The sequence below is a fragment of the Stenotrophomonas sp. YJH_SMC_106-19 genome (assembly GCF_059368375.1).
Map to the genome: position 1 here is coordinate 144,220 of NZ_JCAFRQ010000004.1, position 25,357 is coordinate 169,576.

26 protein-coding genes are annotated in these 25,357 nt (G+C 67.5%); 13 read left to right on the top strand and 13 right to left on the bottom strand.

Annotation, left to right across the window (positions count from 1 at the left end; translation table 11 throughout):
* Window positions 1–16 precede the first annotated feature (16 nt).
* From AC5P5M_RS13265 to AC5P5M_RS13275, 3 genes are all read left to right on the top strand, one after another.
* Window positions 17–283 carry a hypothetical protein gene (locus AC5P5M_RS13265; protein ID WP_053519409.1) on the top strand — a complete coding sequence of 89 codons (267 nt, stop codon included), beginning with the start codon at window positions 17–19 and terminating at the stop codon, window positions 281–283.
* Between the two features lie 70 nt (window positions 284–353).
* On the top strand, window positions 354–1,172 hold the full coding sequence (locus AC5P5M_RS13270; protein WP_128989757.1) for a carboxylesterase family protein: 819 nt from the start codon (window positions 354–356) through the stop codon (window positions 1,170–1,172).
* 101 nt (window positions 1,173–1,273) lie between these two features.
* Entirely contained in the window at window positions 1,274–1,765 is a 492-nt protein-coding gene (locus AC5P5M_RS13275) for an REP-associated tyrosine transposase (protein ID WP_065174527.1), read from the top strand.
* Window positions 1,766–1,799: 34 nt separating this feature from the next.
* Here AC5P5M_RS13275 and AC5P5M_RS13280 read toward each other — a convergent pair whose 3' ends face one another.
* The 3 genes from AC5P5M_RS13280 to AC5P5M_RS13290 are packed head-to-tail and all read right to left on the bottom strand — an operon-like array spanning window position 1,800 to window position 3,793.
* Window positions 1,800–2,750 (bottom strand): aspartate carbamoyltransferase catalytic subunit, encoded by a 951-nt coding sequence (locus AC5P5M_RS13280; RefSeq protein WP_065174526.1) that lies wholly within the window; start codon window positions 2,748–2,750, stop codon window positions 1,800–1,802.
* A 16-nt stretch (window positions 2,751–2,766) separates the two neighbouring features.
* Window positions 2,767–3,234: a Holliday junction resolvase RuvX gene (gene ruvX / locus AC5P5M_RS13285; protein WP_053519401.1), complete on the bottom strand. Its 468-nt coding sequence runs from the start codon at window positions 3,232–3,234 to the stop codon at window positions 2,767–2,769.
* On the bottom strand, window positions 3,227–3,793 hold the full coding sequence (locus AC5P5M_RS13290) for a YqgE/AlgH family protein (protein ID WP_053519399.1): 567 nt from the start codon (window positions 3,791–3,793) through the stop codon (window positions 3,227–3,229). The genes ruvX and AC5P5M_RS13290 overlap by 8 nt, the downstream gene beginning before the upstream one ends.
* A gap of 89 nt (window positions 3,794–3,882) precedes the next feature.
* Here AC5P5M_RS13290 and AC5P5M_RS13295 point away from each other — a divergent pair, with 89 nt between their 5' ends.
* Complete coding sequence (locus tag AC5P5M_RS13295) at window positions 3,883–4,428, top strand: DNA-3-methyladenine glycosylase I (protein ID WP_053519397.1); 546 nt, start codon at window positions 3,883–3,885, stop codon at window positions 4,426–4,428.
* Window positions 4,429–4,554: 126 nt separating this feature from the next.
* On the opposite strand, the gene AC5P5M_RS13300 is transcribed toward AC5P5M_RS13295, so the two are convergent.
* A complete protein-coding gene (locus tag AC5P5M_RS13300) occupies window positions 4,555–5,262 on the bottom strand; it encodes a YitT family protein (protein ID WP_053519265.1) in 708 nt (235 codons plus the stop codon).
* 158 nt (window positions 5,263–5,420) lie between these two features.
* Between AC5P5M_RS13300 and AC5P5M_RS13305 the strand changes: the two genes are divergently transcribed.
* Window positions 5,421–6,323 carry a LysR family transcriptional regulator gene (locus tag AC5P5M_RS13305; protein ID WP_053519263.1) on the top strand — a complete coding sequence of 301 codons (903 nt, stop codon included), beginning with the start codon at window positions 5,421–5,423 and terminating at the stop codon, window positions 6,321–6,323.
* A 30-nt stretch (window positions 6,324–6,353) separates the two neighbouring features.
* Here the strand turns inward: AC5P5M_RS13305 and AC5P5M_RS13310 are convergent, their stop codons facing one another.
* The 3 genes from AC5P5M_RS13310 to AC5P5M_RS13320 form a co-directional block, all read right to left on the bottom strand.
* The gene (locus AC5P5M_RS13310) at window positions 6,354–7,337 is read right to left on the bottom strand and encodes an aldo/keto reductase (protein ID WP_461288235.1); all 984 of its coding nucleotides are present in this window, start codon (window positions 7,335–7,337) and stop codon (window positions 6,354–6,356) included.
* 157 nt (window positions 7,338–7,494) lie between these two features.
* Window positions 7,495–8,637 (bottom strand): PilT/PilU family type 4a pilus ATPase, encoded by a 1,143-nt coding sequence (locus tag AC5P5M_RS13315; RefSeq protein WP_461288234.1) that lies wholly within the window; start codon window positions 8,635–8,637, stop codon window positions 7,495–7,497.
* Window positions 8,638–8,736: 99 nt separating this feature from the next.
* On the bottom strand, window positions 8,737–9,774 hold the full coding sequence (locus AC5P5M_RS13320; RefSeq protein ID WP_053519259.1) for a type IV pilus twitching motility protein PilT: 1,038 nt from the start codon (window positions 9,772–9,774) through the stop codon (window positions 8,737–8,739).
* An 87-nt stretch (window positions 9,775–9,861) separates the two neighbouring features.
* On the opposite strand from AC5P5M_RS13320, the gene AC5P5M_RS13325 reads away from it, so the two are divergent.
* On the top strand, window positions 9,862–10,539 hold the full coding sequence (locus tag AC5P5M_RS13325; protein WP_461288233.1) for a YggS family pyridoxal phosphate-dependent enzyme: 678 nt from the start codon (window positions 9,862–9,864) through the stop codon (window positions 10,537–10,539).
* Between the two features lie 18 nt (window positions 10,540–10,557).
* On the top strand, window positions 10,558–11,379 hold the full coding sequence (proC, locus tag AC5P5M_RS13330) for a pyrroline-5-carboxylate reductase (protein ID WP_495206014.1): 822 nt from the start codon (window positions 10,558–10,560) through the stop codon (window positions 11,377–11,379).
* A gap of 60 nt (window positions 11,380–11,439) precedes the next feature.
* Here the strand turns inward: proC and AC5P5M_RS13335 are convergent, their stop codons facing one another.
* Window positions 11,440–12,315: a LysR family transcriptional regulator gene (locus AC5P5M_RS13335; protein ID WP_111187135.1), complete on the bottom strand. Its 876-nt coding sequence runs from the start codon at window positions 12,313–12,315 to the stop codon at window positions 11,440–11,442.
* 100 nt (window positions 12,316–12,415) lie between these two features.
* Between AC5P5M_RS13335 and AC5P5M_RS13340 the strand changes: the two genes are divergently transcribed.
* Complete coding sequence (locus AC5P5M_RS13340; RefSeq protein ID WP_065175971.1) at window positions 12,416–13,018, top strand: short chain dehydrogenase; 603 nt, start codon at window positions 12,416–12,418, stop codon at window positions 13,016–13,018.
* A 41-nt stretch (window positions 13,019–13,059) separates the two neighbouring features.
* Here the strand turns inward: AC5P5M_RS13340 and soxR are convergent, their stop codons facing one another.
* On the bottom strand, window positions 13,060–13,494 hold the full coding sequence (soxR, locus tag AC5P5M_RS13345) for a redox-sensitive transcriptional activator SoxR (protein ID WP_253118890.1): 435 nt from the start codon (window positions 13,492–13,494) through the stop codon (window positions 13,060–13,062).
* Between the two features lie 81 nt (window positions 13,495–13,575).
* Between soxR and AC5P5M_RS13350 the strand changes: the two genes are divergently transcribed.
* Window positions 13,576–14,943 carry an MFS transporter gene (locus tag AC5P5M_RS13350; protein ID WP_461290019.1) on the top strand — a complete coding sequence of 456 codons (1,368 nt, stop codon included), beginning with the start codon at window positions 13,576–13,578 and terminating at the stop codon, window positions 14,941–14,943.
* Between the two features lie 45 nt (window positions 14,944–14,988).
* Here the strand turns inward: AC5P5M_RS13350 and AC5P5M_RS13355 are convergent, their stop codons facing one another.
* Window positions 14,989–17,013: an esterase/lipase family protein gene (locus AC5P5M_RS13355; protein ID WP_495206015.1), complete on the bottom strand. Its 2,025-nt coding sequence runs from the start codon at window positions 17,011–17,013 to the stop codon at window positions 14,989–14,991.
* Entirely contained in the window at window positions 17,013–17,987 is a 975-nt protein-coding gene (locus AC5P5M_RS13360; protein ID WP_053519243.1) for an Lnb N-terminal periplasmic domain-containing protein, read from the bottom strand. Before AC5P5M_RS13360 ends, AC5P5M_RS13355 begins: the two co-directional genes overlap by 1 nt.
* Before the next feature lie 174 nt (window positions 17,988–18,161).
* On the opposite strand from AC5P5M_RS13360, the gene AC5P5M_RS13365 reads away from it, so the two are divergent.
* The 4 genes from AC5P5M_RS13365 to AC5P5M_RS13380 all read left to right on the top strand — a co-directional run bounded on the left by AC5P5M_RS13365 (window position 18,162) and on the right by AC5P5M_RS13380 (window position 21,669).
* Window positions 18,162–18,566 carry a GFA family protein gene (locus AC5P5M_RS13365; protein WP_053519241.1) on the top strand — a complete coding sequence of 135 codons (405 nt, stop codon included), beginning with the start codon at window positions 18,162–18,164 and terminating at the stop codon, window positions 18,564–18,566.
* Window positions 18,567–18,933: 367 nt separating this feature from the next.
* Entirely contained in the window at window positions 18,934–19,608 is a 675-nt protein-coding gene (locus tag AC5P5M_RS13370) for a methyltransferase domain-containing protein (protein ID WP_461290017.1), read from the top strand.
* A gap of 139 nt (window positions 19,609–19,747) precedes the next feature.
* The gene (locus AC5P5M_RS13375) at window positions 19,748–20,524 is read left to right on the top strand and encodes a DeoR/GlpR family DNA-binding transcription regulator (RefSeq protein WP_065175969.1); all 777 of its coding nucleotides are present in this window, start codon (window positions 19,748–19,750) and stop codon (window positions 20,522–20,524) included.
* Window positions 20,525–20,535: 11 nt separating this feature from the next.
* Window positions 20,536–21,669, top strand: a complete 1,134-nt coding sequence (locus AC5P5M_RS13380) for an MFS transporter (RefSeq protein ID WP_164152194.1) — start codon at window positions 20,536–20,538, stop codon at window positions 21,667–21,669.
* Between the two features lie 9 nt (window positions 21,670–21,678).
* On the opposite strand, the gene AC5P5M_RS13385 is transcribed toward AC5P5M_RS13380, so the two are convergent.
* Window positions 21,679–23,184, bottom strand: a complete 1,506-nt coding sequence (locus AC5P5M_RS13385) for a PepSY domain-containing protein (protein ID WP_495206016.1) — start codon at window positions 23,182–23,184, stop codon at window positions 21,679–21,681.
* Between the two features lie 11 nt (window positions 23,185–23,195).
* Window positions 23,196–25,331, bottom strand: a complete 2,136-nt coding sequence (locus tag AC5P5M_RS13390) for a TonB-dependent receptor (RefSeq protein WP_495206017.1) — start codon at window positions 25,329–25,331, stop codon at window positions 23,196–23,198.
* Window positions 25,332–25,357: the final 26 nt, after the last annotated feature.

Consider the following 25,357-nt stretch of genomic DNA (forward strand, 5'->3'; position numbering starts at 1 on the left):
CCCACTGGAACACCCCATGGCAACCACGATCGAAAACTACTTCCAGCCGGGTTGGCGCGACCAGCTGCATACCTGTGCCGCGTGCGAATGGAAGGGCAGTTCGCGGGCAATGGTGATGGAGCTGGACGAGGACGCCACCGAGTACGACTGCCCGGTGTGCGAGAACCCGCTGCTGGTGGTGCTGCACCCGGATCTGGCACAGGTACGGGCCGCCGCCGCCGAAGGCAACGCTGAAGCGCAGGAGCAGCTGGACATCGTCGCCAGCGCCCCCCGGCCCGAGTGACGCGCTGCACGATGCTGGCCAGGCGCGACTGGACTACCATGAAAACGATTCCAGATCAGGAAACGCGCTCATGGTTCGTCTGCTTGCACGCTGGTTGCCGCTGCTGCTGGTCCTGATGGTAGGAGGCTGCGCCAGCACCGCCGAACGGACGCACGGACGCTTCGAGGCGCGTGCGGTGAAGGTGGATGGCCGGACGGCCTATTACCAGGTGTTCATTCCCGCGGGCCTGCAGCCGCGTGGTCCGGCGCAGCAGGGTGCCGCGCCGGTCGATGTGCCCGTCATCCTGTTCCTGCACGGCTCTGGCGAGCGTGGCGGCGATGGCGTGAAGCAGACTCACGCCGGGCTCGGCCCCTACCTGCGCGACCACCGCGACTTCCCGGCGCTGGTGGTGTTCCCACAGGTTCCCGGGCACGAGGAATGGAGCGGCCGCAACAACCGGGTGGCCCTGGCCGCACTCGACGCCACCCTCGCCGAGTTCGGTGCCGACCCGGCCCGGCAGTACCTGACCGGCATGTCGATGGGCGGCTACGGCAGCTGGAACATCGCACTGGATGACCCGCGCCGTTTCGCGGCGATCGTGCCGGTCTGCGGTGCGGTGCTGGCCCCCCGCGCGGTGCGGCCGACCCTGTTCGTGGAGCAGGTCGCCAACGAAGCCGATCCGTATGCCGCGATTGCACAGCGCCTGCGGCACACGCCGATCTGGATCTTCCATGGTGCGCTTGACGATGTGGTGCCACCAGACGACGACCGCCGCCTGCACGCCGCATTCCAGGCCACCGGCGCCGCCGACGTACGCTACACCGAGTATCCGCAAGGTAACCACAACGCCTGGGATGCCACCTACGCCGATGCGGCGATGTGGACGTGGTTGTTCAAGCAGAAGCGCTGAGCCATAGCTTCGGTAGTTGCCAACCTTGGTTGGCACTGGCCTACCTGAAACCAACCCATTCCCCGATGTTCACTGGAAGCAGGCCCGTCCATGCTTGCTCCATGCAGAACACACGTCTCCTGCTCGGTCGTCGCTCCAGCATCGGCCTCAGCTATATCCTCACCACCGTCGTCCATGACCGCGCGCCGCTCTTCACCAACGCCGCAGCGGCCGCCTTGGCAGTCCGCGAATTCCAGCGACTGGATCAGGAAGGCTTCACCCGCTCGATTGCGTACGTGGTCATGCCCGACCACATCCACTGGCTGGTCGAACTACGTGCGGGAACGCTGGAAACCGTCATGAAGCGTTTCAAGTCGCGCACCGCCCAGCAGGTAAACCGGTTGCTGGGGCGAGTCGGGCGCTTCTGGCAGGCCTGCTATCACGATCATGCGATCCGCTCTGACGAATCGTTGCACCGGCATGCGATGTATCTGATGGGAAATCCGATCAGGGCCGGGCTGACGACGCGGCTTGGGCAATATCCCCATGCATGGTGCGAATGGGAGCTTGGCGCTTCGTGTGATCCGCTCGACAACTTGGGCGCGGATGGATAGTGCCAACCAAGGTTGGCACCTGCCAAAGCGGGGTTCAGCCCAGCAGGGTTTCCAGCACGGCCATGCGCACGGCGACGCCGTTGGCGACCTGGCGCAGCACCCACGACTGTGGGCCATCGGCCACATCGTCGGTCACTTCCACGCCGCGGTTGATCGGGCCGGGGTGCAGCACCGCGGCGTCCTTGCCGGCGCGGGCCAGGCGTTCGCGGGTCAGGCCGTACTGGTCGTGATACTGCTCCAGCGACGGCACCAGCCCTTCTTCCATGCGCTCGCGCTGCAGGCGCAGCATCATCAGTGCGTCGACCCCTTCCAGCATCGCGTCGAAATCCTCGCCCACCACGCAGCCCTTCAGGGTTTCGTCGTCCGGCAGCAGCGACTGCGGGCCACACACGCGGATCTCGCCCACGCCCAGCGTGCGCAGTGCGTGCAGGTCGGTGCGGGCGACGCGCGAGTGCTTCACGTCGCCGACGATCAACACCTTCAGCTTCGAGAAATCCGGGCCCTTGGCCTGGCGCAGGGTCAGCATGTCCAGCAGGCCCTGGGTGGGGTGCGAACTGCGTCCATCGCCGGCGTTGACGAGGGCGGTGCCCTCGCCCGCCGCTTCGGCCAGTGCCGCCACGGCACCATCATCGGGATGGCGCACCACGAAACCGCGCACGCCCATCGCTTCCAGGTTGCGCAGCGTGTCGCAGGCGGTTTCGCCCTTGCGCGTGGACGAGGTCGACGCATCGAAGTTCAGCACGTCGGCGCCCAGGCGCTGCGCGGCCAGCTGGAACGAACTGCGCGTGCGGGTGGACGGTTCGAAGAACAGCGTGCACACCGCGGAACCGGCCAGCACGTGCCGCTTGTTGCCGACGCGGCCGACCGCCGCGTCGCGGATCTGCCCCGCGCGGTCGAGCAGCTGCAGCAGGGTGTCGCGGGGCAGGCCCTCAAGAGTCAGCAGGTGGCGCAGGCGGCCGGAGGCATCGAGTTGCTGGGCGGTCATGGCGGGAATCGTGCAGTCAGGGAATGGGAGTGGCGTCGTCCGGCGAGGACAGCCAGCGGTCGATGATCACCGCCGCAGCCACCGCATCGAGCGCGGCCGCATCACGGCGGCGCTTGCGCCCTTCGGCGCGCTCGACGGCGAAGCGGCGGGCGGCTTCCACCGAGCTTGAGCGCTCGTCGATCATCACCACCGGCAGCTTGAATCGTTCCCGCAGCTGGCGGGCGAAGCCCTGCGCGCGCTTGCGGTTGGGTTGGTCCTGGCCGTCGAGCGTCAGCGGATCGCCGACCACCAGGCCATCGGGCTTCCATTCCTTGATGAGGCGTTCGATCGCCGCCCAGTCCGGGCCGTTGCCGTGCACGTCGACCACGGCCACGGCACGCGCGTGCGCGGCGAAGGCACTGCCGATGGCCACACCGATCCGTCGCGCGCCGACATCGAAGCCGAGCACGGTGCCATCGCGACGGAGGGCGGCCGGCTCAGACATGGCCGCTGTAATCGGTGAGCCGGAACAGATCCACGCCGATGCGCGAGGCCGCGCCCTGCCAGCGCTGCTCCAGCGGCAGCTGGAACACCAGTTCGGCGTCGGCCGGCACGGTCAGCCAGCTGTTCTCGGAAAGCTCGCTTTCCAGCTGCCCAGCGCCCCATCCGGCGCAGCCAAGGGTCACCACGGCATTGGCCGGGCCTTCGCCGCGGGCCATTGCTTCGAGAATGTCGCGCGACGTGGTCAGGTACAGGCCTTCGCCCACCGTCAGGCTGGAATCCCAGGGCCGCGCATCGTCGTGGATGACGAACCCGCGCTCGGGATGTACCGGCCCGCCGTTGAGCACCATGCGCGCCTGCAGGTCGCCATCGCTGGTGGCGATGTCCATCTGCGACAGCACCTCGCCCAGCGTGTACTCGGACGGCTGGTTGACCAGCACGCCCATCGCCCCGTTCTCGTCGTGCTGGCAGATCAGCGCGACGCTGCGGGCAAAGGTCGCGTCGAGCAGCGACGGCAGCGCGACGAGCAGGTGATCGGCAAGGGAAGTGGGAGTTGCGGGCATGCCGCCATTCTAGCCGCTGGCCGCCCCCGATGCCTGCACCTGCCGGTCACGGCGCGCATAATGACCACCCCGTACCGCAGGAGTTCGCCTTGTCCGGATATTGCCTGATCGCCCCCGGCCACCCGGTGCACGACTACTACCACGCGCACGAGTACGGCTTCCCGCAGCGCGACGAACGCGAGCTGTTCGAGCGGCTGGTGCTGGAGATCAACCAGGCCGGCCTGAGCTGGGAGACCATCCTGAAGAAGCGGGAAGGATTCCGCGCGGCCTACGATGCCTTCGACGTGGACCGGGTCGCGGCCTATGCCGAGCAGGACATCGAGCGCCTGCTCTCGGACCCGGGCATCATCCGCAATCGCCTGAAGGTGCTTGCCGCGATCCACAACGCACAGGTGATCCAGCAGCTGCGTGCGGACCACGGCAGCTTCGCCGCCTGGCTGGACGCGCATCACCCACGCAGCAAGGCTGACTGGGTGAAGCTGTTCAAGAAGACCTTCCGCTTCACCGGCGGCGAGATCACCGGCGAATTCCTGATGAGCCTGGGCTACCTGCCGGGTGCGCACGCCGCAGACTGCCCGGTGCATGCGCGGCTGCTGAAGCTGTCACCGCCCTGGCTGCAGGCCGTCGCCCGCTGAACCGGACCCGCCGGGCATGGCCCGGCGCTACCACCCGCTGATCTGCATCCGCCGGGCATGGCGCGGCGCTACCACGTACCAGTTCCGGTAGCGCCGGGCCATGCCCGGCGAACGCGGAAGGCGCGCTTACACGCCCATGTAACGGCCGGGCCGGTGGTTGAACATCAGCACCAGGCTGAGCACCACCGCGCCGATCGCCGAATACATCACCTTGGACGGCGAAAGCACGAAGAACGCGGCGATCATCAGACAGGCATCGTAGGACATCTGCACCTTGCCGGCGCTCCAGCCACGGGTGCGCTGCAGGTAGACCGCCAGGATGCCAATGCCGCCCAGGCTGGCGCGGTGGCGGATGAAGAACAGGATGCCCAGCCCCGACAGCGCGCCGCCGACGATCGCCGAGTACAGCGGATGGATATGCGAGAAATCGATCCAGCGCGGCAGCAGATCGGTCAGTACGCCGCAGGCGGTAACCGCGGCAAAGGTCTTCAGGGTGAACTCCCAGCCCATGCGCCGCAGCGCCACCCAGTAGAAGGGCAGATTGACCAGCACGAACACCAGCCCGAAGTTCCAGCCCATGGAGTAGTGCAGCAGGAAGGCCATGCCGGCCATGCCGCCGATCATCAGCCCGCCCTTGGCAAAGATGGCCAGGCCCAGCGAGGCCACCATCGTCGCCAGCACCATGCCCTGCACGTCCTCGGCTACCGAGTGGCGCAGCGCTTTCTCGTCGGCGGTGGTACCGGCGCTGTCCGGCGGCGGAGTCAACGGACCGGCGGTGACCAGGTGGCCGTCAGCGTCGTCGCACGGCGCGGGGCCATGGGAAGGATGGGACATGCGGGTGGGGGGACAGCGGGGGGAGGCGGTATTAGACACGATCCACATGACAGTTGCAGATGAAATCGTTCAGCTGGATGCGCCGCCCTGCCTGAGGGCTCCCCGGAAAGCATCAGCCTGCGCGGCAGCGGGCAGCGGCGGCGCCGTATCATTCCCGCATGCCGCGCGAAAACCTCAACGACCTGCAGGCCTTTGTCCACGTCGCCCGCGAGGGCAGCTTCACCCGCGCGGCCGCCCAGCTGGGTGTCTCCCAGTCCGCGCTCAGCCATGCCATGCGCGGCCTCGAAGAGCGGCTCGGGGTGCGCCTGCTGACCCGAACCACCCGCAGCGTCTCCACCACCGAGGCTGGCGCCCGCCTGCTCGCCACGCTGGCACCACGCCTGGCCGAGATCGAGCACGAACTGGCCGCGTTGGCCGAGTACCGCGACCGCCCCGCCGGGACCATCCGCATCAACGCCACCGGCCACGCCGCTGAGTATCTGGCGTGGCCGCGGCTGGCCCCCCTGCTGCAGCGCTTCCCCGACCTGAAGATCGAATTGACCACCGACTATGGCCTGGCCGACATCGTCGCCGAGCGCTATGACATCGGCATCCGCCTCGGCGAGCGCCTGGCACGCGACATGATCGCCGTGCCCATCAGCCCCCCGCTGCGGATGCGCGTGGTCGGTGCCCCGGGTTACTTCCGTCAGCACGCCGCCCCCGCGCATCCGCACGACCTGGCCAGCCACAACTGCATCACCCTGCGCCTGCCCACCCATGGCGGACTGATGCCATGGGACTTCGGCCAGGATGGCCACGAACTGAGCGTGCGCGTGAGCGGGCAGTGGACCTTCAACACGATGGGCATGACCCGCAGCGCAGCACTGGCCGGCAGCGGGCTGGCCTGGCTGCCGGAAGACCAGGTCCTGCCGATGCTGGACGATGGGCGCCTGCAATCGGTGCTGGACGACTGGTGCCCGCCGTTCGATGGCTACTACGCGTACTACCCCTCGCGCCACCACGTGACCCTGGCGATGCGCACTGTGCTCGATGCCCTGCGCGGGCCGATGATGGACAGATGAGTGCGGGCCCAAGGCCCGCACCCACCACGATCAGCCCTTGACCTGCGCCGCACGCTGGGCGTTGTAGCGCTCGCCGACGATCGACACTTCATCCAGCGCCTGCGCGATGCGCTGCCGTTCTTCGCTCGACAGCTGCAGGTCCACCGCTCCCAGGTTCTCTTCCAGGCGATGCACCTTGGTGGTACCCGGAATCGGCACGATCCAGTCCGCCTGCGCCAGCAGCCAGGCCAATGCCACCTGTGCCGGGGTGGCACCGCGGGCGGCGGCAATGGCGCCGATCCGGTCCACCAGCGCCTGGTTCGCCCGGCGCGCTTCGACTTCAAACCGCGGCACGGTGTTGCGGAAGTCGTCGGCCTCGAACGTGGTCTCTGCATTGATCGTACCGGTCAGGAAGCCCCGGCCCAGCGGACTGAACGGTACGAAGCCGATGCCCAGCTCCTGCAGGATCGGCAGCAGTTCGCGCTCCGGCTCGCGCCACCACAGCGAGTACTCGCTCTGCACCGCAGCCACCGGCTGCACGGCATGTGCGCGGCGCACGGTGGCGGCACTCGCTTCGGAGAGCCCGAAGTGGCCGACCTTGCCTTCGGCAATCAGGTCGCGCACGGTACCGGCGACGTCCTCGATCGGCACGTTGGGATCGACACGGTGCTGGTAGAAAAGATCGATGTGGTCGGTACGCAGGCGCTTGAGGCTGGCTTCGGCCACGGCACGGATGTTCTCCGGGCGGCTGTCCAGCCCGGTATCGGCCTGGGCATTGCGGAAACCGAACTTGGTGGCGATCACCAGCCGGTCCCGATGCGGCGCCAGCGCCCTGCCCAGCAGTGCCTCGTTGGTGTACGGGCCATACACCTCGGCCGTGTCGAAGAAGGTAACCCCGCGCTCCACGGCTGCGTGCAGCAGCGCGACGCCCTGCTCCAGTTCCACGGGCTTGCCGTAGCTGTGGCTCAGGCCCATGCAGCCCAGGCCGAGGGCGGAAACCTTCAGGCCGCTGCGGCCGAGTTCACGTGTCTGCATTGTCATGCTCCAGAGGGGGAGCGCTGACGATACGCCTGCGGCGCCATCGGATTGAACCGGCTGCGCCGCAGTCGGTCATGACTGGATTTCATGAATCCGGCCGTCCCGGTGATCTTCCGCGGCGCCGGGCGACGCCCGGCTGCCGTCCTCTGCCGCTTCAGCGGATCTCGGAGATTTCCACGCCGTCCAGGCCCTGCGACAGGGTGCGCGCGTCACCGCCCTGGCTCAGCTTGATGCGCAGCCGCACTTCGTTCTGCGAATCGGCATACCGCAGCGCATCCTCGTAGCTGATCTCACCGGCCTGGTACAACTCGAACAGGCTCTGGTCGAAGGTCTTCATGCCCAACTGGACCGATTCCTTCATCACTTCCTTCAGCTTGTGGATCTCGCCGTCGCGGATGTAGTCCTGCACCAGCGGCGTGCCCAGCAGGATCTCCATCGCAACCTTGCGCGAGCGGCCATCCGGGGACGGCACCAGCTGCTGGGCGACCACGCCCTTGAGGTTCAGCGACAGGTCCATCAGCAGCTGGTTGCGGCGGTCTTCCGGGAAGAAGTTGATGATGCGGTCCATCGCCTGGTTGGCGTTGTTGGCGTGCAGGGTCGCCAGCACCAGGTGGCCGGTTTCGGCGAAGGCGATGGCGTGGTCCATGCCTTCGCGGGTACGCACCTCACCAATCATGATCACGTCCGGCGCCTGGCGCAGCGTGTTCTTCAGCGCGGCCTCCCAGCTGTCGGTATCGATGCCCACTTCGCGCTGGGTGATGATGCAGCCCTCGTGCTTGTGCACGAACTCGATCGGATCCTCGATGGTGATGATGTGGCCGGTGGAATTCTGGTTGCGATAACCGATCATCGCTGCCAGCGACGTCGACTTGCCGGTACCGGTCGCACCGACGAACAGGATGATGCCGCGCTTGGTCATCGCCAGCGTCTTGATGATCGGCGGCAGGCTCAGTTCTTCCACGGTCGGGATGCGCGTCTCGATGCGACGCAGCACCATGCCCACCTGGTTGCGCTGATAGAAGCAGCTCACGCGGAAACGGCCGACACCGGACAGGCCGATGGCGAAGTTGCATTCGTGGGTCTTCTCGAACTCTTCGCGCTGTGCCGGCGTCATCACGTTCAGCACCAGGTCGCGGCTCTGCTGCGGCGTCAGGGGTATCTGCGTGATCGGCGCGATCTTGCCATTGACCTTCATCGCCGGCGGCATGCCTGCGGTGATGAACAGGTCCGAGGCGCGCTGGTGCGCCATCAGCTTGAGGAAGGAGGTGAAATCGATGGTGGTGGCGGTGGTGTTCACGGCAGGCTCCCAGGAGGCATGTGCCAGGCTTCAGTCGATGGTCGGAACATCGCGGAGTCGCCGGCGCGGTCGCGCGCCGGGGCCCGCTTCTGCCTTGCCTTACTCGAACAGTCGCTTGTCCTTGGCGTACTCGCGCGCCTGGTTGCGGGTGATCAGGCTGCGCTTGACCAGGTCCTGCAGGTGCTGGTCGAGCGTCATCATGCCCTGCTGCTGACCGGTCTGGATCGCCGAGTACATCTGCGCCACCTTGTCTTCGCGGATCAGATTGCGGATGGCCGGCGTGCCCACCATGATCTCCCACGCTGCGGTACGGCCGCCGCCCACCTTCTTCAACAGTGCCTGCGAGATCACCGCGCGCAGCGACTCGGACAGCATCGAGCGCACCATCGGCTTCTCGCCGGCCGGGAACACGTCGATGATGCGGTCGATGGTCTTGGCCGCCGAACTGGTGTGCAGGGTGCCGAACACCAGGTGGCCGGTCTCCGCGGCGGTCAGTGCCAGGCGGATGGTTTCCAGGTCGCGCAGTTCGCCGACCAGGATGATGTCCGGGTCTTCTCGCAGTGCCGAGCGCAGTGCCTCGTTGAAGCCATGCGTATCACGGTGTACTTCGCGCTGGTTGATCAGGCACTTCTGCGAGGTGTGCACGAACTCGATCGGATCCTCGACAGTGAGGATGTGGCCGTATTCGCTCTTGTTGATGTAGTCGATCATCGCGGCCAGCGTGGTCGACTTGCCCGAACCGGTCGGGCCGGTCACCAGGATCAGGCCCTGCGGCTGCTGGATCAGTTCGCGGAAGATCGGCGGGCAGGCCAGATCCTCCAGCGTCAGAACCTCCGACGGAATGGTACGGAACACCGCGCCCGCACCCCGGTTCTGGTTGAACGCATTCACGCGGAAACGTGCCAGCGACGGGATCTCGAACGAGAAGTCCACTTCGAGGAATTCCTCGTAGTCGCGGCGCTGCTTGTCGGACATGATGTCGTACACCAGCGCATGGACCTGCTTGTGGTCCAGTGCCGGGATGTTGATGCGGCGAACGTCGCCGTCCACGCGGATCATCGGCGGCAGGCCTGCGGACAGGTGCAGGTCGGACGCTTTGTTCTTTACGGAAAACGCCAACAGCTCGGCGATATCCATGAGCGGCTACTCCCCAATAACGGCTTCGACTGGAAGGATCTTTCCCCGGGCGGCAGTATAGCCTCCTGATCGATTGGAACGCGTTACGTGGCCACTGCCCTGCCCCAGATCCTGAGCACCCTGCACGCTGCGGCGGAGGCCGCCGGACGTGCGCCGCCGCGCCTGCTGGCGGTCTCCAAGACCCAACCGGCCGAGGCCGTGGCCGCCCTTGCTGCACAGGGCCAGCGCGCCTTCGGCGAAAACTACGTGCAGGAGGCGCTGGCCAAGATGCAGGCGCTGCAGCACCTGGACCTGGAATGGCACCTGATCGGCCATCTTCAGTCCAACAAGGCCGAAGCGGTGGCCACGCATTTCGACTGGGTGCAGAGCGTGGACCGTCCCAAGCTGGTGACCGCGCTGGCCCGCCATCGACCGGCGGCGCGCGGAGCACTGAACGTGCTGATCCAGGTCAACATCGATGATGAATCAAGCAAGCACGGCTGCGCGCCAGAGAACGTCCAGGCCCTGGCCGAGGCCATCGCCGCCGAGCCTGGCCTGCAGTTGCGGGGTCTGATGGCGATCCCGGCGCCGTGGCCGGAGGCGGAACGCCGCCGCGACGCATTCGTGCGCATGCGCACACTTTTCCAGACACTGGCCGACCGCTTCCCGCAGGTCGATACCCTTTCGATGGGCATGAGCAGCGACTACACCGAGGCCATCGCCGAAGGCGCCACCCTGGTGCGCATCGGCACCGCCCTGTTCGGCGCCCGTCCGCGGCCGGCCTGACATTCCGAGGAGACTTCCATGGCAGCAGATTCCATCACCTTCATCGGCGGCGGCAACATGGCACGCAGCCTGATCGCCGGCCTGATCCGCCAGGGCGTGCCTGCCGCGCGCATCCACGTGGCCGAGCCGGTCGCCGCCGTGCGCGATGCGCTTGCCGGCGACTTCGGCGTGCATACCCACGACAGCGCCAGCGCGGCCGCCGCGCAGGGCCAGACCTGGCTGCTGGCGGTCAAGCCACAGGTACTGCGCGACGTCTGCCAGTCGCTGCAGCCGCTGGCGCAGGACAACCGACCGCTGGTGGTCTCGATCGCCGCCGGCATCACCAGCACGCAGCTGCAGCGCTGGCTGGGCGGCACGTTGCCGGTGGTGCGCGCGATGCCCAACACGCCCGCGCTGCTCGGTGCCGGCGTCACCGGCCTGTACGCAACACCGGCAGTGGATGCACCGCAGCGGGCCCAGGCCGAGCACCTGCTGGCCAGTGCCGGACGCACGGTATGGATCGACAGCGAGCCGTTGATGGATTCGGTCACCGCTGTCTCCGGCAGCGGTCCGGCCTATGTGTTCCTGCTCGCCGAAGCGATGGAAGCGGCAGGCATCGCCCAGGGTCTGCCCGCCGACGCCGCACGCACGCTGGTGGTGCAGACGCTGCTGGGCGCCTCACGCATGCTCGATGAAGCGGGCGAAAGTCCCACCGAGCTGCGCCGCCGCGTGACCTCGCCCAACGGCACCACCCAGGCTGCGATCGAAAGCTTCCAGGCCGGCGGCTTCGAGGCACTGGTGGATGCCGCGCTGCGCGCCGCACAGGTGCGCGGCCAGGAACTGTCAGCGGCAAACGACTGATTCCTTGGGGTCAGATCCCTCTGCCGGGGCAAAGGGATCTGACCCCATCTCCCCCGATGCTCATTGCCCCAACGTGGTCATGACGAAGTCGACGAAGCACTGCAGGCGCGGGCGCGGGCGACGGTCCGGCAGATAGATCAGGTGCATCGGCCGCGGCGCCGGCAGATGGTCGCGCAGCAGCGGTTTCAGCCGGCCCGCAGCGATCTCAGTGGCCAGCAGCGCCGTCGGTTGCAGAATCAATCCGGCACCCGCCACGGCAGCCTCGCGCAGCGCGAAGCCGTCATTGCTGGTGAGCCGTGCCTCCCAGTCCACATGCTCGCCACTGGCCAGCTGCCAACCGTGCCCGCCACGCCACGCCAGGTGGCTCAGGCAATCGTGCCCCTGCAGATCCGCGGGCGTCCGCGGCGTGCCTCGACGGCGAAGGTACGACGGCGCTGCGCACAGGCTCATCGCATAGGGGGGCAGCGGACGCGCCACGATGTCCGCCGAGGGCAGCGGACCGACCCGGATCGCCGCGTCGAAGCCGTCTTCGATCAGGTCCACCCGGCGATTGCTCAGATCCAGTTCGATGTTCAGCAGCGGCTGTGCACGCAGCAGTTCGGCCAACCGGGGCGCCAGCACGCAGCTGCCCCAGGTGGTGGGAGCACTGACCCGCAACACACCGCGCGGCTGCAGCTGCAGGCCGGCCACGTCCGCCTCGGCCTGCTGCACCTGTTCCAGCACCTGCCGGCAACCGGCCAGATAGGCGCTGCCCGCTTCGGTCAGGCGCTGCCGCCGCGTGTTCCGCTGCAACAGCGCGGTGCCGAGGTGGCTTTCCAGCTGCTGGATGTACTTGCCCACCATCACCGCAGACACCTGCAGGTGCTCGGCGGCAGCGGCGAAACTCCCGCGCTCGGCCACGGCGACGAAGGCCTGCATGCAGCGCAGCATGTCCATTGCTAAGTCCTGATTAGTAATCAGCGAATCATACGCGGCTTACCAAACCGCGTCGTCACGGCGCAGACTGCGCTTCATCTCCCCAAAGCAAGGAACCGTCATGAAGATTCTTCTCGTGGGCGCCACCGGCACGCTCGGCCAGGCCGTCGCGCGCCAGCTCGGCCAGCAGCACCAGATCCTGGACGCAGGGCGCAGCAGCGGCACGCTGCGCGTCGATCTGACCGACGATGCCAGTGTCAACGAACTGTTTGCCCGCACCGGCGCGGTCGATGCGGTGATTTCCACCGCAGGCAAACTGCATTTTGGTCCTCTACGTGAAATGACGCCCGAACGGTTCAACGTCGGCCTGCAGGACAAGCTGCTCGGTCAGGTACGGCTGGCACTGGCCGCCCAGCATCACCTCACCGCCGGTGGCTCGATCACCCTGACCAGCGGCATCGTCAGCGCCCAGCCGATCCGCGACGGCGTCAATGCAACCTCGGTGAACGCCGCGCTGGAAGGATTCGTGCGCGCAGCGGCCCTGGAGCTGCTGCCCCGCGGGCTGCGCATCAATGTCGTCAGCCCGAATGTGCTGGTCGAATCAATGGATGCCTACGCGCCCTACTTCCCCGGCTTTGAAGCGGTGACCGCCCAGCGCGCGGCACTGGCGTACCAGCGCGCGGTGGAAGGCATCCTGAGCGGTGAAACGATCACCGTCTGGTGATGCATGATCCAGCCTGGCGTGCCCTCCGATGTGCCGGGGCCTCAGCCCCAGCGCATCGGACCGTCACCCCGTTCCCCGAGGACATCGTCGGGGTTGGCCAGCCGGCAGCGCTTCAGTGACAGGCAGCCGCAACCGATGCACCCGGTCAGCTCGTCGCGCAGCAGCTGCAGCATGTGGATGCGCTCATCCAGCTCGGTCCGCCAGCGTGCGGACAGCGTGGCCCAGTCGGCCTTGGTCGGTGCCCTGCCCTGCGGCAGGCTTTCGAAAGCGCGCGCCACCGCCTCCAGCGGCATGCCCACGCGCTGTGCAACGCGTATCACCGCCAGCCGGCGCAGCACGTCGCGGCTGAAGCGGCGCTGGTTGCCCGAGGTACGCAGGCTGCTGATCAGGCCCTTGCGCTCATAGAAGTGCAGTGCGGATACGGCCACGCCGCTGCGCTGCGACACCTCACCCACACTCAGTTCCTGCGACACCATTGCTTGACCTCAACTATAGTTCAGGTGTCATGCTGCGGTCTTCGCCGCCGGATGACAAGCGCGGCCTCCCAGACTTTCCGCATGACCCCGACTCCACCTGCTGCCGACGCCGCCCCTCCTGCCGAAACCTCCATCCTCTCCGCGCGCTATCGTGCGACCACCCTCGGCATGGTCGCCCTGGTTTCGCTGCACGCCTTCGAAGCGCTGGCGGTGGCCGCAGCCATGCCCACCGTCGCCGCCGCGCTTGACGGGCTTCGCCTGTACGCGCTGGCCTTCGGCGGAACCCTCGCCACCAGCGTCATCGGCATGACACTCGCTGGCCTCTGGGCCGACCGGCACGGGCCCGCGCGGCCGCTGTGGTGGGGCCTGGCGTGCTTCGTACTGGGCCTGCTGCTGGCCGGCCTGGCCACGCACATGGGGATACTGGTGGCCGGGCGGCTGCTGCAGGGCCTGGGCGCGGGCGCGATCTCGGTCTCGCTGTATGTGATGGTCGGCCGTACCTACCCCGAATCGCTGCGGCCGAAGGTGTTCGCAGCATTCTCCGCTGGCTGGGTGGTGCCGTCGATGATCGGCCCGGCTGCGAGCGGGCTCATCGTGCAGCACCTGGGCTGGCGGTGGGTGTTCCTGGCCGTGCCGCTGCTGGCGCTACCCGCTGCATTGCTGCTGCGACCTGCACTGTCACGCCTGCAGCCCTCGCCTGCGGGCGACAGCGGCAATCGCAGCCGGGTGGTGCGCTGGGCCAGCGGCGCGTCGCTGGCAGCGCTGCTGCTGTATCTCGGCGGGCAGCAGCAAGGGATGGCGGCAGTGCTGTGCATCGCTGTGGCGATGCTTGCGCTGCTGTTCTGCGTGCAGCGGCTGCTGCCTGCCGGCACCTTGCGCCTGCATCGCGGCCTGCCCAGTGTGATCGCCCTGCGCGGCATCGCCGCTGCGGCATTCTTCGCCTGCGAGGCCTACCTGCCACTGCTGCTGCAGCGCGAGCGCGGGCTGTCACCCAGCGGGGCCGGCGCGGTGTTGAGCCTGGGGGCATTGGGCTGGTTCGCCGGGTCGTGGCTGCAGGGCCACCAGCGCAATGGCTGGTCACGCCAGCAGCTGCTGCGCGCGGGAACGCCGCTGATGGCGATCGGTATCGCGGCCACGCTGGCGGTGCTGTTCCGCACGGTACCGCTGCCGGTGGCTCTGATCGGCTGGACGCTGACCGGCTTCGGCATGGGCATGATCTACGCCAGTCTTTCGGTACTGACCCTGTCCCTTTCGGCACCGCACGAACAGGGAGCCAACACCTCGGCGCTGCAGTTGAGCGAGGCGCTGGCGGTCACCACCGCACTGGCCGTCTCCGGCGCGCTGTTTGCCCTGTTCGTGGACGACAGGCCGCACATCGGCTACGTGCTGTGCCTGGCGATCACCCTGGGCCTGGCTCTGCTGTCCACGCTGATTGCACGCCGGGTGTAACGCCACCGGTTGATTCGGCCGGGCGTGGCCCGGCGATCAGTGCGGTCATGGCGTGGCCGCCGCGTCCACGTCATCGATGTCCCGGTGCAGGATGCGGCGCACCTCCAGCACGGCCTGCGGCGATTCCTGCACGCTGTGTCCGGAGATGATGACCTTCTCCGACAGCGCCCCCGGCAGGTGCGCGCTCCAATACGGCACCAGCCCATCGTCGGATTTCTCCAACGGCAGTTCCGGTTTGCGCTGGGCGATGATCGAGTGGTACTTCAGGCCCGCTTCGATCGGCAGCTGTGCGGCCGCCTTCACGAACGGATCGCTGGCCTTGAGGTTGTCGATGCTGTTGGGAATCTTCGGCTTGGCGGTGCCGTCAACCTGCTGCTCGGCCTGCGCCAGCGCCAGGAACACATCCTCGAATTTGCCCAGGATGGTCAGCGGCAGGCGCACCAGGCGGCCGATCAGGCGGCCAACCCTGTTGCCGGCGATGTCGGTGCCCTGATGCGGGGCGGCGATGAAGATCGCCCGTTCCACATTCGGCTGCGCCTTGAAGTGCAGCAGCGGGCCCAGCTTGTTCTGCACCCGCTTCAGTCGTTCACCCTTCAGGTCATAGTTGGCCAGCAGGTCGTTCCACAGCACGTCGCCCGAGTCGCTCACCAGCAGGCGGGCCAGCACGCCGCCCATGCTGTGACCGATGTAGACCATGTCCTTCGATGCGCGCGTGCTGCCATCCGGGTCGAAATGCTTCAGCGTGTCGTTGAATGCAGTAGCGATCTCATAGCGGTTCAGCGCGATCGGCGCGTTGGTCGGGTAATACGCCTGCCACACCTGGAACTGCTGGCGCAGCTCGGGATCGCCCATGATCTCGTTGGCCAGGTTCACCCACGCTTCCGGGCTGCTGGCCAAGCCATGCAGCATGAAGATGATGCGGCGGTTCGGATCCCACGGCTGCATCAGGTAGATGTGCGGCTCACCGATACCCTCGCTCATGCCGAACAGCGTGCGCAGCGATTGCCGGGCGAAGCCACTCTGCGCCAGCCACAGGCCGTAGGCGGCAGTGAAGTTGCCGGCCAGCGGCACCTGCTCGCCGTGCAGGGTGATGCGCTCGGTCGCTTCGGGCGAATAGGCGTCCAGCTCGACCCGGCGGGTACGCATCACGTCCTCCAGCGTGCTGCCCTCGAAGCGCAGCAGCGCGGTGACGTTGATCGAGGACATCTCGCTGAACTCCGGCACCGCATCATCATGGCGATGGCGGCGACCACGACGCGCATCGCTGTCGTCGTCCTGCCCGCCGTCCGCCTTCGGGCCATCTGCGGAGACCGCCGGAGTGACCAGCTTCGGCGGGTCCATCACCATCACCAGCTCCGCACCGAAACCGTCGCGTCGATAGGTACTGCGCAGGCCGACGAAGCTGACCGTGCCAGCGGGTACCAGCTGCGCCGGAATGCTCTTCAGGGCCAGCTGCTGGTAGTTGGAGGCCAGCGACCAGCTGCCGACCGTGATCGGCTTCGTATAGTCCTCGCCGGCGAGCGCGGCGGCGCGCGCCCGCACGAACAGAACCACCGCGGCCTTCTCGGCTGCATAGTTGTAGTAGTCGCGCACCTGCGTCTGCCGGTCCTCGAACGCCCGATCGGACGGCGAACGGCCGCTGTAGAACAGGTAGGCGTAGGCATAGCGCGCCGCTTCCAGCCATGCGTCCAGTGCGGCATCGCTCATCGGTGGATCGCCCGCCGCCGTCTTCTTCGGGGTCAGCGCCAGCGCTGCCTTCACCCACAGCTCCGACAACGCGGACAGCCGCTGTTCGACGTTGAGATCGTCGGTCATCAACAGCGTGCTGCGACAGACCACGAAGTCCTTCTCGCACTGCGACTCATCCAGCCCGGCTGCACTCAGCGTTTCCCGGGCCGCCGGGCTGAGCTTGCCGGTGTTGAGCACATCGGCACGCTTGTTGACCAGCGAGTCACTGGATTTCACCTGCTTGACGGTGACCATCGCGCAGCCGCTGCCGGCCAGCAGCATGAAGATCGCCAGCGACGCCGGCAGCACGCGCTGCCAGCGGGAAAGTATGGACATGAGCATCACTGCGGGTCCTGCTCGGTGCCGGGCACGCCCTGGCGGATCACGGTGGAAAAGTTGCCGCCGTCACCCAGGTCCAGCGCGCGCTGGGTGATCCGGCCCTTGGCATGCAGCACTGCGTACGGCACCCCCGGCGTCAATGCCCCGACCTCCTGCGCGTACTCGGCCAGATAGCCGGACAGCAGCAGGCGGTAGTCCAGCGGCAGCCGCGGCGCGATATGCCTGGCCAGATCGAAGACGATGGTGGTGCAGTTGCTGGTCAGCGTGTTGTAGAAGCCGGGCTTCGCATCCAGCTCGCGCGCCTGCGCGATGTAGGCAGCGAACAGTTCCTTCAACTGTGCGCGGTCCATGCCATGCAGGCGGTACAGATAGACATCCTCGCCACGCGCGTTGGTACGCGTGCGGATGATGTCGGTCTCTTCGGAGGCCACCAGGGTCATCTCGAACTTGCGGAAGAATCCCCCCAGTGCCGAGAACGATTCCCCGCGTTCCTTGCGGATCTCCAGCGAGAACACGACATGGCGGCCATCGTCGAAGCCGAACGAGATCAGCGTGTGGGCGATCGCCGGCCCCATCCAGTACGAAAGCACCAGGTCGGCCGAACGCAGCTGGTCCAGGTCGTACGTGCGGCGCACCCAGCGCGCGTCATAGTCGGTTTCGCTGCGCCAGGTGAAATCGCGCACGTTGTCCAGCACCACATGCCGCCCATCGAAGGAGACCACGTGCAGGCGTTGCGCTACGTCATCGGCCCAGACGCGATCCTGGCGCGGGGTCAGCAGCATCCACCACCCCAGCGCCAGGGCCAGCGCCACGCCGAAGGCCATGCCGAGCCGTCGCGTGCCATGGCCACGGGCAACCCGCCAGGACGCCCACAGGGCGGACAGCACCCACAGTACCGCCACGGCCGACGCCAGCCAGCCCGGCCCCGGCAGCTGATAGAGCAGCAGGCCAGCCACCCACAGTGCCAGCAGTGCCATCACACTTCCTGTCATCCAACGTCCTGCGGCTTTCACTGGCGTCCTGTCGTGGTCCCGGGGGCGCATAGTTAGCCACAAGCGGGTTCGCCCTGGCATCTACGGCCCGTTCAGGCTGCTGGGTGCACCGTCTGCAACGCGGTTTTCCACATACCGTTCCCTCTTCCAGGAGCATCGATGGGCATTACCTCCGTGGCCGGTGTTGCGGTCCAACCCCAGCACAGCGCCCGCTGTCATTGCGGTACGGTCGAACTGCTGCTGGACCTGCCGGACGGCATCGTCGACCCGCGCCGCTGCGACTGTTCGATGTGCCGCCGCCGCGGCGCCATCGCCGCCAGCGTCGCCCTCGCAGGGCTGCAGGTGGTACGAGGGCGGGACCATCTGCGGCTGTACCAGTTCAACACGCATGTGGCCGAGCACTACTTCTGCGATGTGTGCGGCATCTACACCCACCACCGTCGGCGTTCGAACCCCGACCAGTACGGCTACAACGTCGCCTGCCTGGAGGGCATCGATCCCTTCGCGCTGGGCGTGATTCCGGTCAGCGATGGCGTGAACCATCCGGCCGACCGCCCGGCCTAGTGCCGGGTACGGCGTGTCGGCGCGGTGACCTTCTGCCAGGGCGCCATGCCGCTGCGGCCGGCCCGCGCGGGGCGTTTGCGCCAGGGCCGGCGTGGCGCGGGCTCCGCTTGAACGGGGCGCGGCGGAGGCCCGGGCCGGCGTGCAGTCCAGAGATGATCAAGCAGCCACATGGTCGGTCTCCGTGGGGGCGGGGACGATCAAGCGTGGACGCTGGCCTGCATAGCCGGCGTGAGGCATCGACGACACCACGATGACAGGCGGCGAAGCCCTGCGCGCGCACCACGCCGCAGCCGCATCGCGGACTGGGCGGCACCTCTTGACGCCTGCGCTACAGTGATAATTCCCCTCCTGCTGCAGGTGCCCCCGGATGCCTTCGTTCTCCGATGCCCAGGCTGCGGCCCGCTATCACGAGGGACCGCTGCGGCAGGTACCTGGATTCCTCGGTCTGCAACAGATGGCCCACCTGCTGCTGGCCGAGCACGTGCCCGAGCACGGCCACGTGCTGGTGCTCGGCGCCGGTGGCGGCCTCGAGCTGAAGGCCTTCGCTGACGCCCACCCGCACTGGCGCATGCTCGGAGTCGATCCGGCCGGCCCGATGCTGGCGCTGGCCCGCGAAACGCTCGGCACACGGATGAACCACGTGGAGCTGCTGGAGGGCTACATCGAGGATGCCCCGGCCACGATCTTCGATGGCGCCACCTGCCTGCTGACCCTGCACTTCCTCGATATCGACCAGCGCCGGCATACCCTGCGCGAACTGCGCAGGCGGCTGCGTCCGGGCGCGCCATTGGTGGTGGCCCACCACAGCGTCCCGCAGGAGCCGGAGGCGAAGCTGCGCTGGTTGAGGCGCTACGCGGCCTTCGGCGAGGCCTCCGGCATTGCCCGTGCGGATGCACAGCGCGCGATCACCGCCATCGCCGAGCGCCTGCCGCTGCTGTCACCTGAACAGGAGGTGGAGGTGCTGCAGGAGGCAGGCTTCAAGGACATCGAGCTGTTCTACGCCGGATTCACCTTCAAGGGCTGGGTCGCCTACGCGGCGTGATGAACCTGCAGAGCCGGCGCTCGCCCGGCCAAGCCTCGTACCTCGCACTTTTCCAGGGCCGTCCGGGAGAAGGGGCTCCCGTGCGTCGACCCGAATGCATGTTGTTGCATGTTCATGCACGAATATGCACACTTACCCCATGAACGCCGATTCCAGCCCCCTCCCCGCCGAACGTACCCGGCAGATCCTCGAAGAACTGCGCCAGCAGGGCCGCGTGATCGCTGCGGAACTGGCGCGCCGCTATGCCGTCTCCGAAGATTCGATCCGCCGCGACCTGCGTGAACTGGCCGCCCAAGGCCTGTGCCAGCGCGTGTACGGCGGCGCCGTGCTGCCGCCGCCGAAGGAGCGCCCGCTGCGCGAGCGCCTGACCCGCGATCGTGGCGACAAGGCCGAACTGGCCGCGCGCGTCTGTGCCCTGCTGCAACCTGGGCAGGTGGTGCTGCTCGATGCCGGTTCGACCAACCTGGCCATCGCCCAGCAGTTGCCGCCCGAACTGGCACTGACGGTGATTACCAACGCGCCGCAGATCGCCACCGCCGCCAGCGTGCATGAAGGCACTTCCGTGCAGCTGATCGGCGGCCGCCTGGCCAGCGGCGGCGGGGCGGTCGGTGCTGAAGCACTGGCCCAGGTGCAGCGCCTGCGCGCCGACGTGTACCTGCCCGGCCCGTGCGCGGTGGACGGCGACACTGGTGTGTGGGCGATGGATGCCGAAGAAGCCACATTGAAGCGCGCCATGGTGGCCTGCAGCAGCCGCGTCATTGTCGCCGCCACCACCGAAAAACTCGGTGCCCGTGGCCACTGGCAGATCGCCGGCCTCGACGAGATCGACGACCTGGTGCTGACCACATCAGCCCCGCCCGCACTGGCAGCCCGCTTCCTCGCTGCCGGTATTGCGGTGCACCCCACCCCGCCCTGACCGAACCGCCCATGTCCGTTGCCTACCGCGCGCGTGCCGAACAGCACGCGACCCGCGCTGCATTCTTCATTCCCGGTTTCGCCACGGCACTGTGGGCGACGCTGGTACCGTTCGCCAAGGCACGCGCGGACCTCAACGACGCCACGCTCGGCCTGGTGCTGCTCTGCCTGGGTGCCGGTTCGCTGCTGGCGATGCCAGTGGCGGGCGTTCTGGCCGCGCGGCTGGGCTGCCGCCGGGTGATGGTGGCCAGTACGCTGTTGATCTGCCTCACCGTGCCGGGCCTGGCCCTGGCCGGTTCAGCGTGGCTGCTGGGCCTGGTGCTGTTCGTGTTCGGTGCCGCGGTAGGCGCGATGGACTGCACGATGAACGTGCAGGCCGTGGTGGTCGAGCGCGAAGCGCGACGTGTGATGATGTCCGGCTTCCACGCCTTCTTCAGCATCGGCGGCTTCCTGGGCGCGGCAATGATGACCGTGCTGCTGTCCCTGCAGCTGCCACCGCTGGCGTCGGTGCTGATCGGCGTGGCCGCGATGCTGCTGGCGATGCTGCTGTCGGCGTCGTACTGGCACCGCGAGCGCATGCCGCAGGACACGCCGATGCTGGCCATGCCGCACGGCATCGTGCTGTTCATCGGCGTGCTGGCCTTCGTCGCGTTCCTCGGCGAAGGCGCGATGCTGGACTGGAGCGCGGTCTTTCTCAGTGACGTGCGCAGCGTCGATGCGCGCATGGCTGGCATCGGCTATGTGATCTTCACCCTGACCATGACCGTGGCCCGCCTGCTCGGCGATGCACTGGTGGCGCGGGTGGGACGCGAACGCGCCATCGTGTTCGGTGGCCTGCTCGCGGCCAGTGGCGTGCTGGTGCTGACGCTTGTCACGCCCTGGCAGGTCTCACTGGCCGGTTATGTGCTGGTCGGCCTCGGCTGCGCCAACATCGCGCCGGCGCTGTTCTCTCTGGCCGGCCACCAGACCCGCATGCCCGGCGCGCTGGCGATCACCGCCGTGTCCACGCTGGGCTTTGCCGGCATTCTTGCCGGCCCGGCACTCATCGGCTTCGCCGCCAATCATTTCGGCCTGATCGCTGCATTCATCGGTGTGGCCATCGCGCTGCTGCTGGTGGCGGTGTCCACGCGCTGGCTGCGGGTGTAGCGCGCGGCATCAACGGCGCCGACGCCGGACCTTCATCCGCAATCGCCGGTAACCGATCACCGTAGCCGTCGCGCACAGCGCGGTGCCGGCGGTGCTCAACAGCAGCAGCACGCCCAGCCGGGCCGTCTCCTGCCGCAGCATCGCCGGCAGGTCCCAACTGTGCAGGAAGTAGAACAGCCAGCGCCCGACGCGCTCACGATGCCCCAGGGTCAGCAGTGGATCGCCGCTGGCCAGATCGAAGTAGACGCGCGTCGCCTCGGCATCACCGAAGTCCGCCACCGCCACCGGAAGGCGGCGCACCGCCGCGCCGTTCATCGCCTCCGGCGCACGTGGATAGAAATAGGCATCCGCTGCATGCAGTAGTGCGAACCGATGCATCGGCGCGGCAGACATCGCCTGCGCCTTCTGCTGCAGCCATGCCACCGGCAGCAGCTGCATCATCCGGAGATGCCCTTCGTCTGCGGATACGATGCGCGTATCGCCCTGCCCGTCCAGCAACAGCGCGAACAGCTCACCGCCGATGCGCCGCCACTGGATCTCCACCGGCATGAACAGCCCACCATGGGCCGCAGCCAGCAGCGCTGCCGGTTCGCCCAGTGGGCCATTCACTGCCACCGCACCGCCGCGATACTGCGACGTGTCGATCGCCGCGCGCGTACTGCTGAACACGCCCAGCGGATTCATCGACATCAGCCCGCTGAAGATCCAGGTGAACACGAACGCGGCAGCCATCAGGCCGATCAGATGATGCCAGCGCATCCACGGCTCGACGTACGGCGTCTTCGCACCGGAACGATAGTGGCCAGCGAAGCGCCAGCGCCACACCCCCACCACGATGCCGCTCACCGCCACCACCGTGCACAGTGCGGACAGCACGATCACCACCCACGTCCACACCGGGTCCACCGACTGCATGCGCAGGAAGTACAGCCAGTGCAGCCAAGCGCCCACATAGTTCCAGCGCTGCTGCACATGCGGTGCATCCAGCACCACCTCGCCGGTGCGCGAAGACACATAGAGGTCACCCGGCCGCGCACCGCCCACCTCGACCCGGTACAGCGGCCGATGCGCATCCAGCGCACGCGAATGCGTCCAGCGGTCCTCATCCACGCGCATCGCACCCACGAATGCCGGGCCGCCGGCAAACTGCGCCGCCGAAGCTTCGGCGCGCTGTGCCGATACCGGCAGCAGGACCTGCCCGGTGCGCGCCGACCAGGCTCCCACGTGGCTGCCACTACGCACCACATAGGCGGGCTCGCCACGCAGCGTGGTCAGCGCCACGCTTTCCGGCTCAGCCTGCACGGCCGCTGGCAACGCCGACAGTCCCAGCAGCCCATGCGCGTCGCCCAGCACCGGCAACGCCGCCAGCCGCTCGCCGGGCGTCAGCTTCGGGTAGCCGACGAACAGCATCACCATGCCGCTGACAAACCACAGCAGCATCAACAGACATCCACCGATGCCCAGCCAGCGGTGCACCAGGTAGGTCCAGCGCTTGGCAGTGGATCGCAGCGACATGGCGTGCGTCCTCAGAAGCGGTGATCGAGGGTGAACTCGACGCGGCGATCCGCGCCCAGCAGCCACTGCGTGCTGGTGTAGTACGCCGTGGCGTAGTACGCCTTGTCGAACACGTTGAACACACGGGCTGTCACCCGCGTGCGCGGTGCCGCCTGCCAGGTCAGCGCCAGATCGGTGGTGCCGTAGCCCGGCAGCTCCAGGGTGTTGGCGTTGTCGGCGTAGCGCTTGCCGACGTAACGCACACCTGCGGCCGCGCTCCAGTCGGGCAGGAACTGCCAGCTCACCCATACATTGGCCAGCCGCTCTGCCACGTTCGGCGGCACATTGCCATCGCGCGAGACCAACACAGCCGGCGAACCGGTGGTTTCCAGGAAATCCTCGAACTCGGCCTTCAGAACCGTCGCGTTGGCATCGAGCGTCCATTGCGGCGCGAAATTCCAGTTCAAGGACGCCTCGATTCCGCGCGAAGTCTGCGCGCCCACCTGCACCCGACGATCCGGCAGCAGCGGATCACGGCTGAGCAGCCCGGTCTTGCGGATCCGGTACGCCGCCAGCGTCCACTCGCCACCGTCGAAGGCCTGCTTCAGGCCGACTTCGACCTGACGCCCCTTGGCCAGGTCGAAGGCACCGTTGGCCGGGCTGATCATCAACAGGCCGCTGACCGGGTCGGCCGCCTGCGAATACTGCGCGTACAGGCTCAGCGTCGGCTGCAGCGCGAATACCGTGCCTGCTCGCCAGCCGGTGCTGCTGTAGGTCTTCGAGAATGCCCTCTGGCCGCTGATCAGATCGGTACGATCGATGCGCGCGCGATCGTGGCGCAGCCCGCCCAGTACCGACCAGCGCTCGCTCAGGGCCAGCCGGTCTTCCACGAACAGAGCGTACTGCTCGGCACTGTTGCGGTAGCGCGGCAGGTTCGGCGCATCGCTGGCAAACTGCCCCGGCACCGGATGGAACGGATCGACCGGGCCGGAGCTGCCGGCATAGGTGTTGTTGGTGTGCTTGAAGTGCGCGCGGTTGGCATCCATCCCCAGCGCGAAACTGTTGGCAAGACCGCCCACCTCACCCTGCACGCGCAGCGTCGAGGTCAGCCCGGTCTGGTCCTGGTTGTGGGTGATCTCGGTATTGCCCGAGCGATCGATCAAGCCGGTAGCGCGGTTGTAGACATAGGCCTCGGCATTGCGCCAATCGCGCTGGCTGTCGATCTGGTAGAGGCGCGTGCGCCATTCCACGTTCGCATTCGGTGTCCACAGCGCATCAAGCTGGGTCCAGCGGTCGCGGTAGCGGATCTCGCTGTCGTCCACGTTGTAGTTGCGGTGGCGCAGCGCTTCCAGCTGGCGGCCCTCGACCAGCGGCGTGCCGAAGTAGCGCATCGGCTGCTGGTAGCCCTGCGCATGGGTGAGCGTCAGCTGCAGGTCGGTACGCGGCTGCCACAGCAATGCCCCGGAGAAAGTCGCGTCACTGTTGCGACCACGGTCCACCCAGCCGCCGCTGTAGTTGCCGCTCACATCCAGCCGGTAGGCCAGCTCGGGCGTCAGCGCGCCACCGCTGCCGAAGCCCAGGCGCGCGGTGTCCTCGCTGCCCACCGTCACACTGATCTCGTTCTCGATGGCACCGCGCGAAGGCTTCTTCGGCACGATGTTGATCACACCGCCGATCGCACCGTCGCCGTGGATCACCGAGGCCGGCCCGCGCAGCACTTCGATGCGCTCGATGGACCAAGTATCGAACGGGAACGTGATGCCGACGCCCCCGTACTGGCGCAGCCCGTCGTACAGGCGCATCACCGACGCCCCATCGGTGAAACCCCGGCTGGACAGTGCGCTGAGGCCATTGCCCGGATGCGGCATCGCGCTGATCGCACCCGCGCGGCTGATCGCATCGTTGAGGTTGGAGTCACCGCGCTGCTCCAGCTGGTCGCGGTCGATCACGGTGAGCGCGGCAGGTGTCTGCAACACGTTCAGGCCCAGCGCGGAACCTGCGCCGGGGGTGGCCGACAGCGCACCGTGCCGGGTATCGACCACGCGTACGGTGTCCAGGGTGGTCGGGCACGCCGCTTCGGCACGGGCAGGTGCAACAGGCAGGGCGCAGGCGCACAGCGCCGGCAGCGTCGCCCAACGCAGGGCAACGCGCTTCGGATGTCTTTTCATTTTTTCACGGCATGCAATGCCACCCC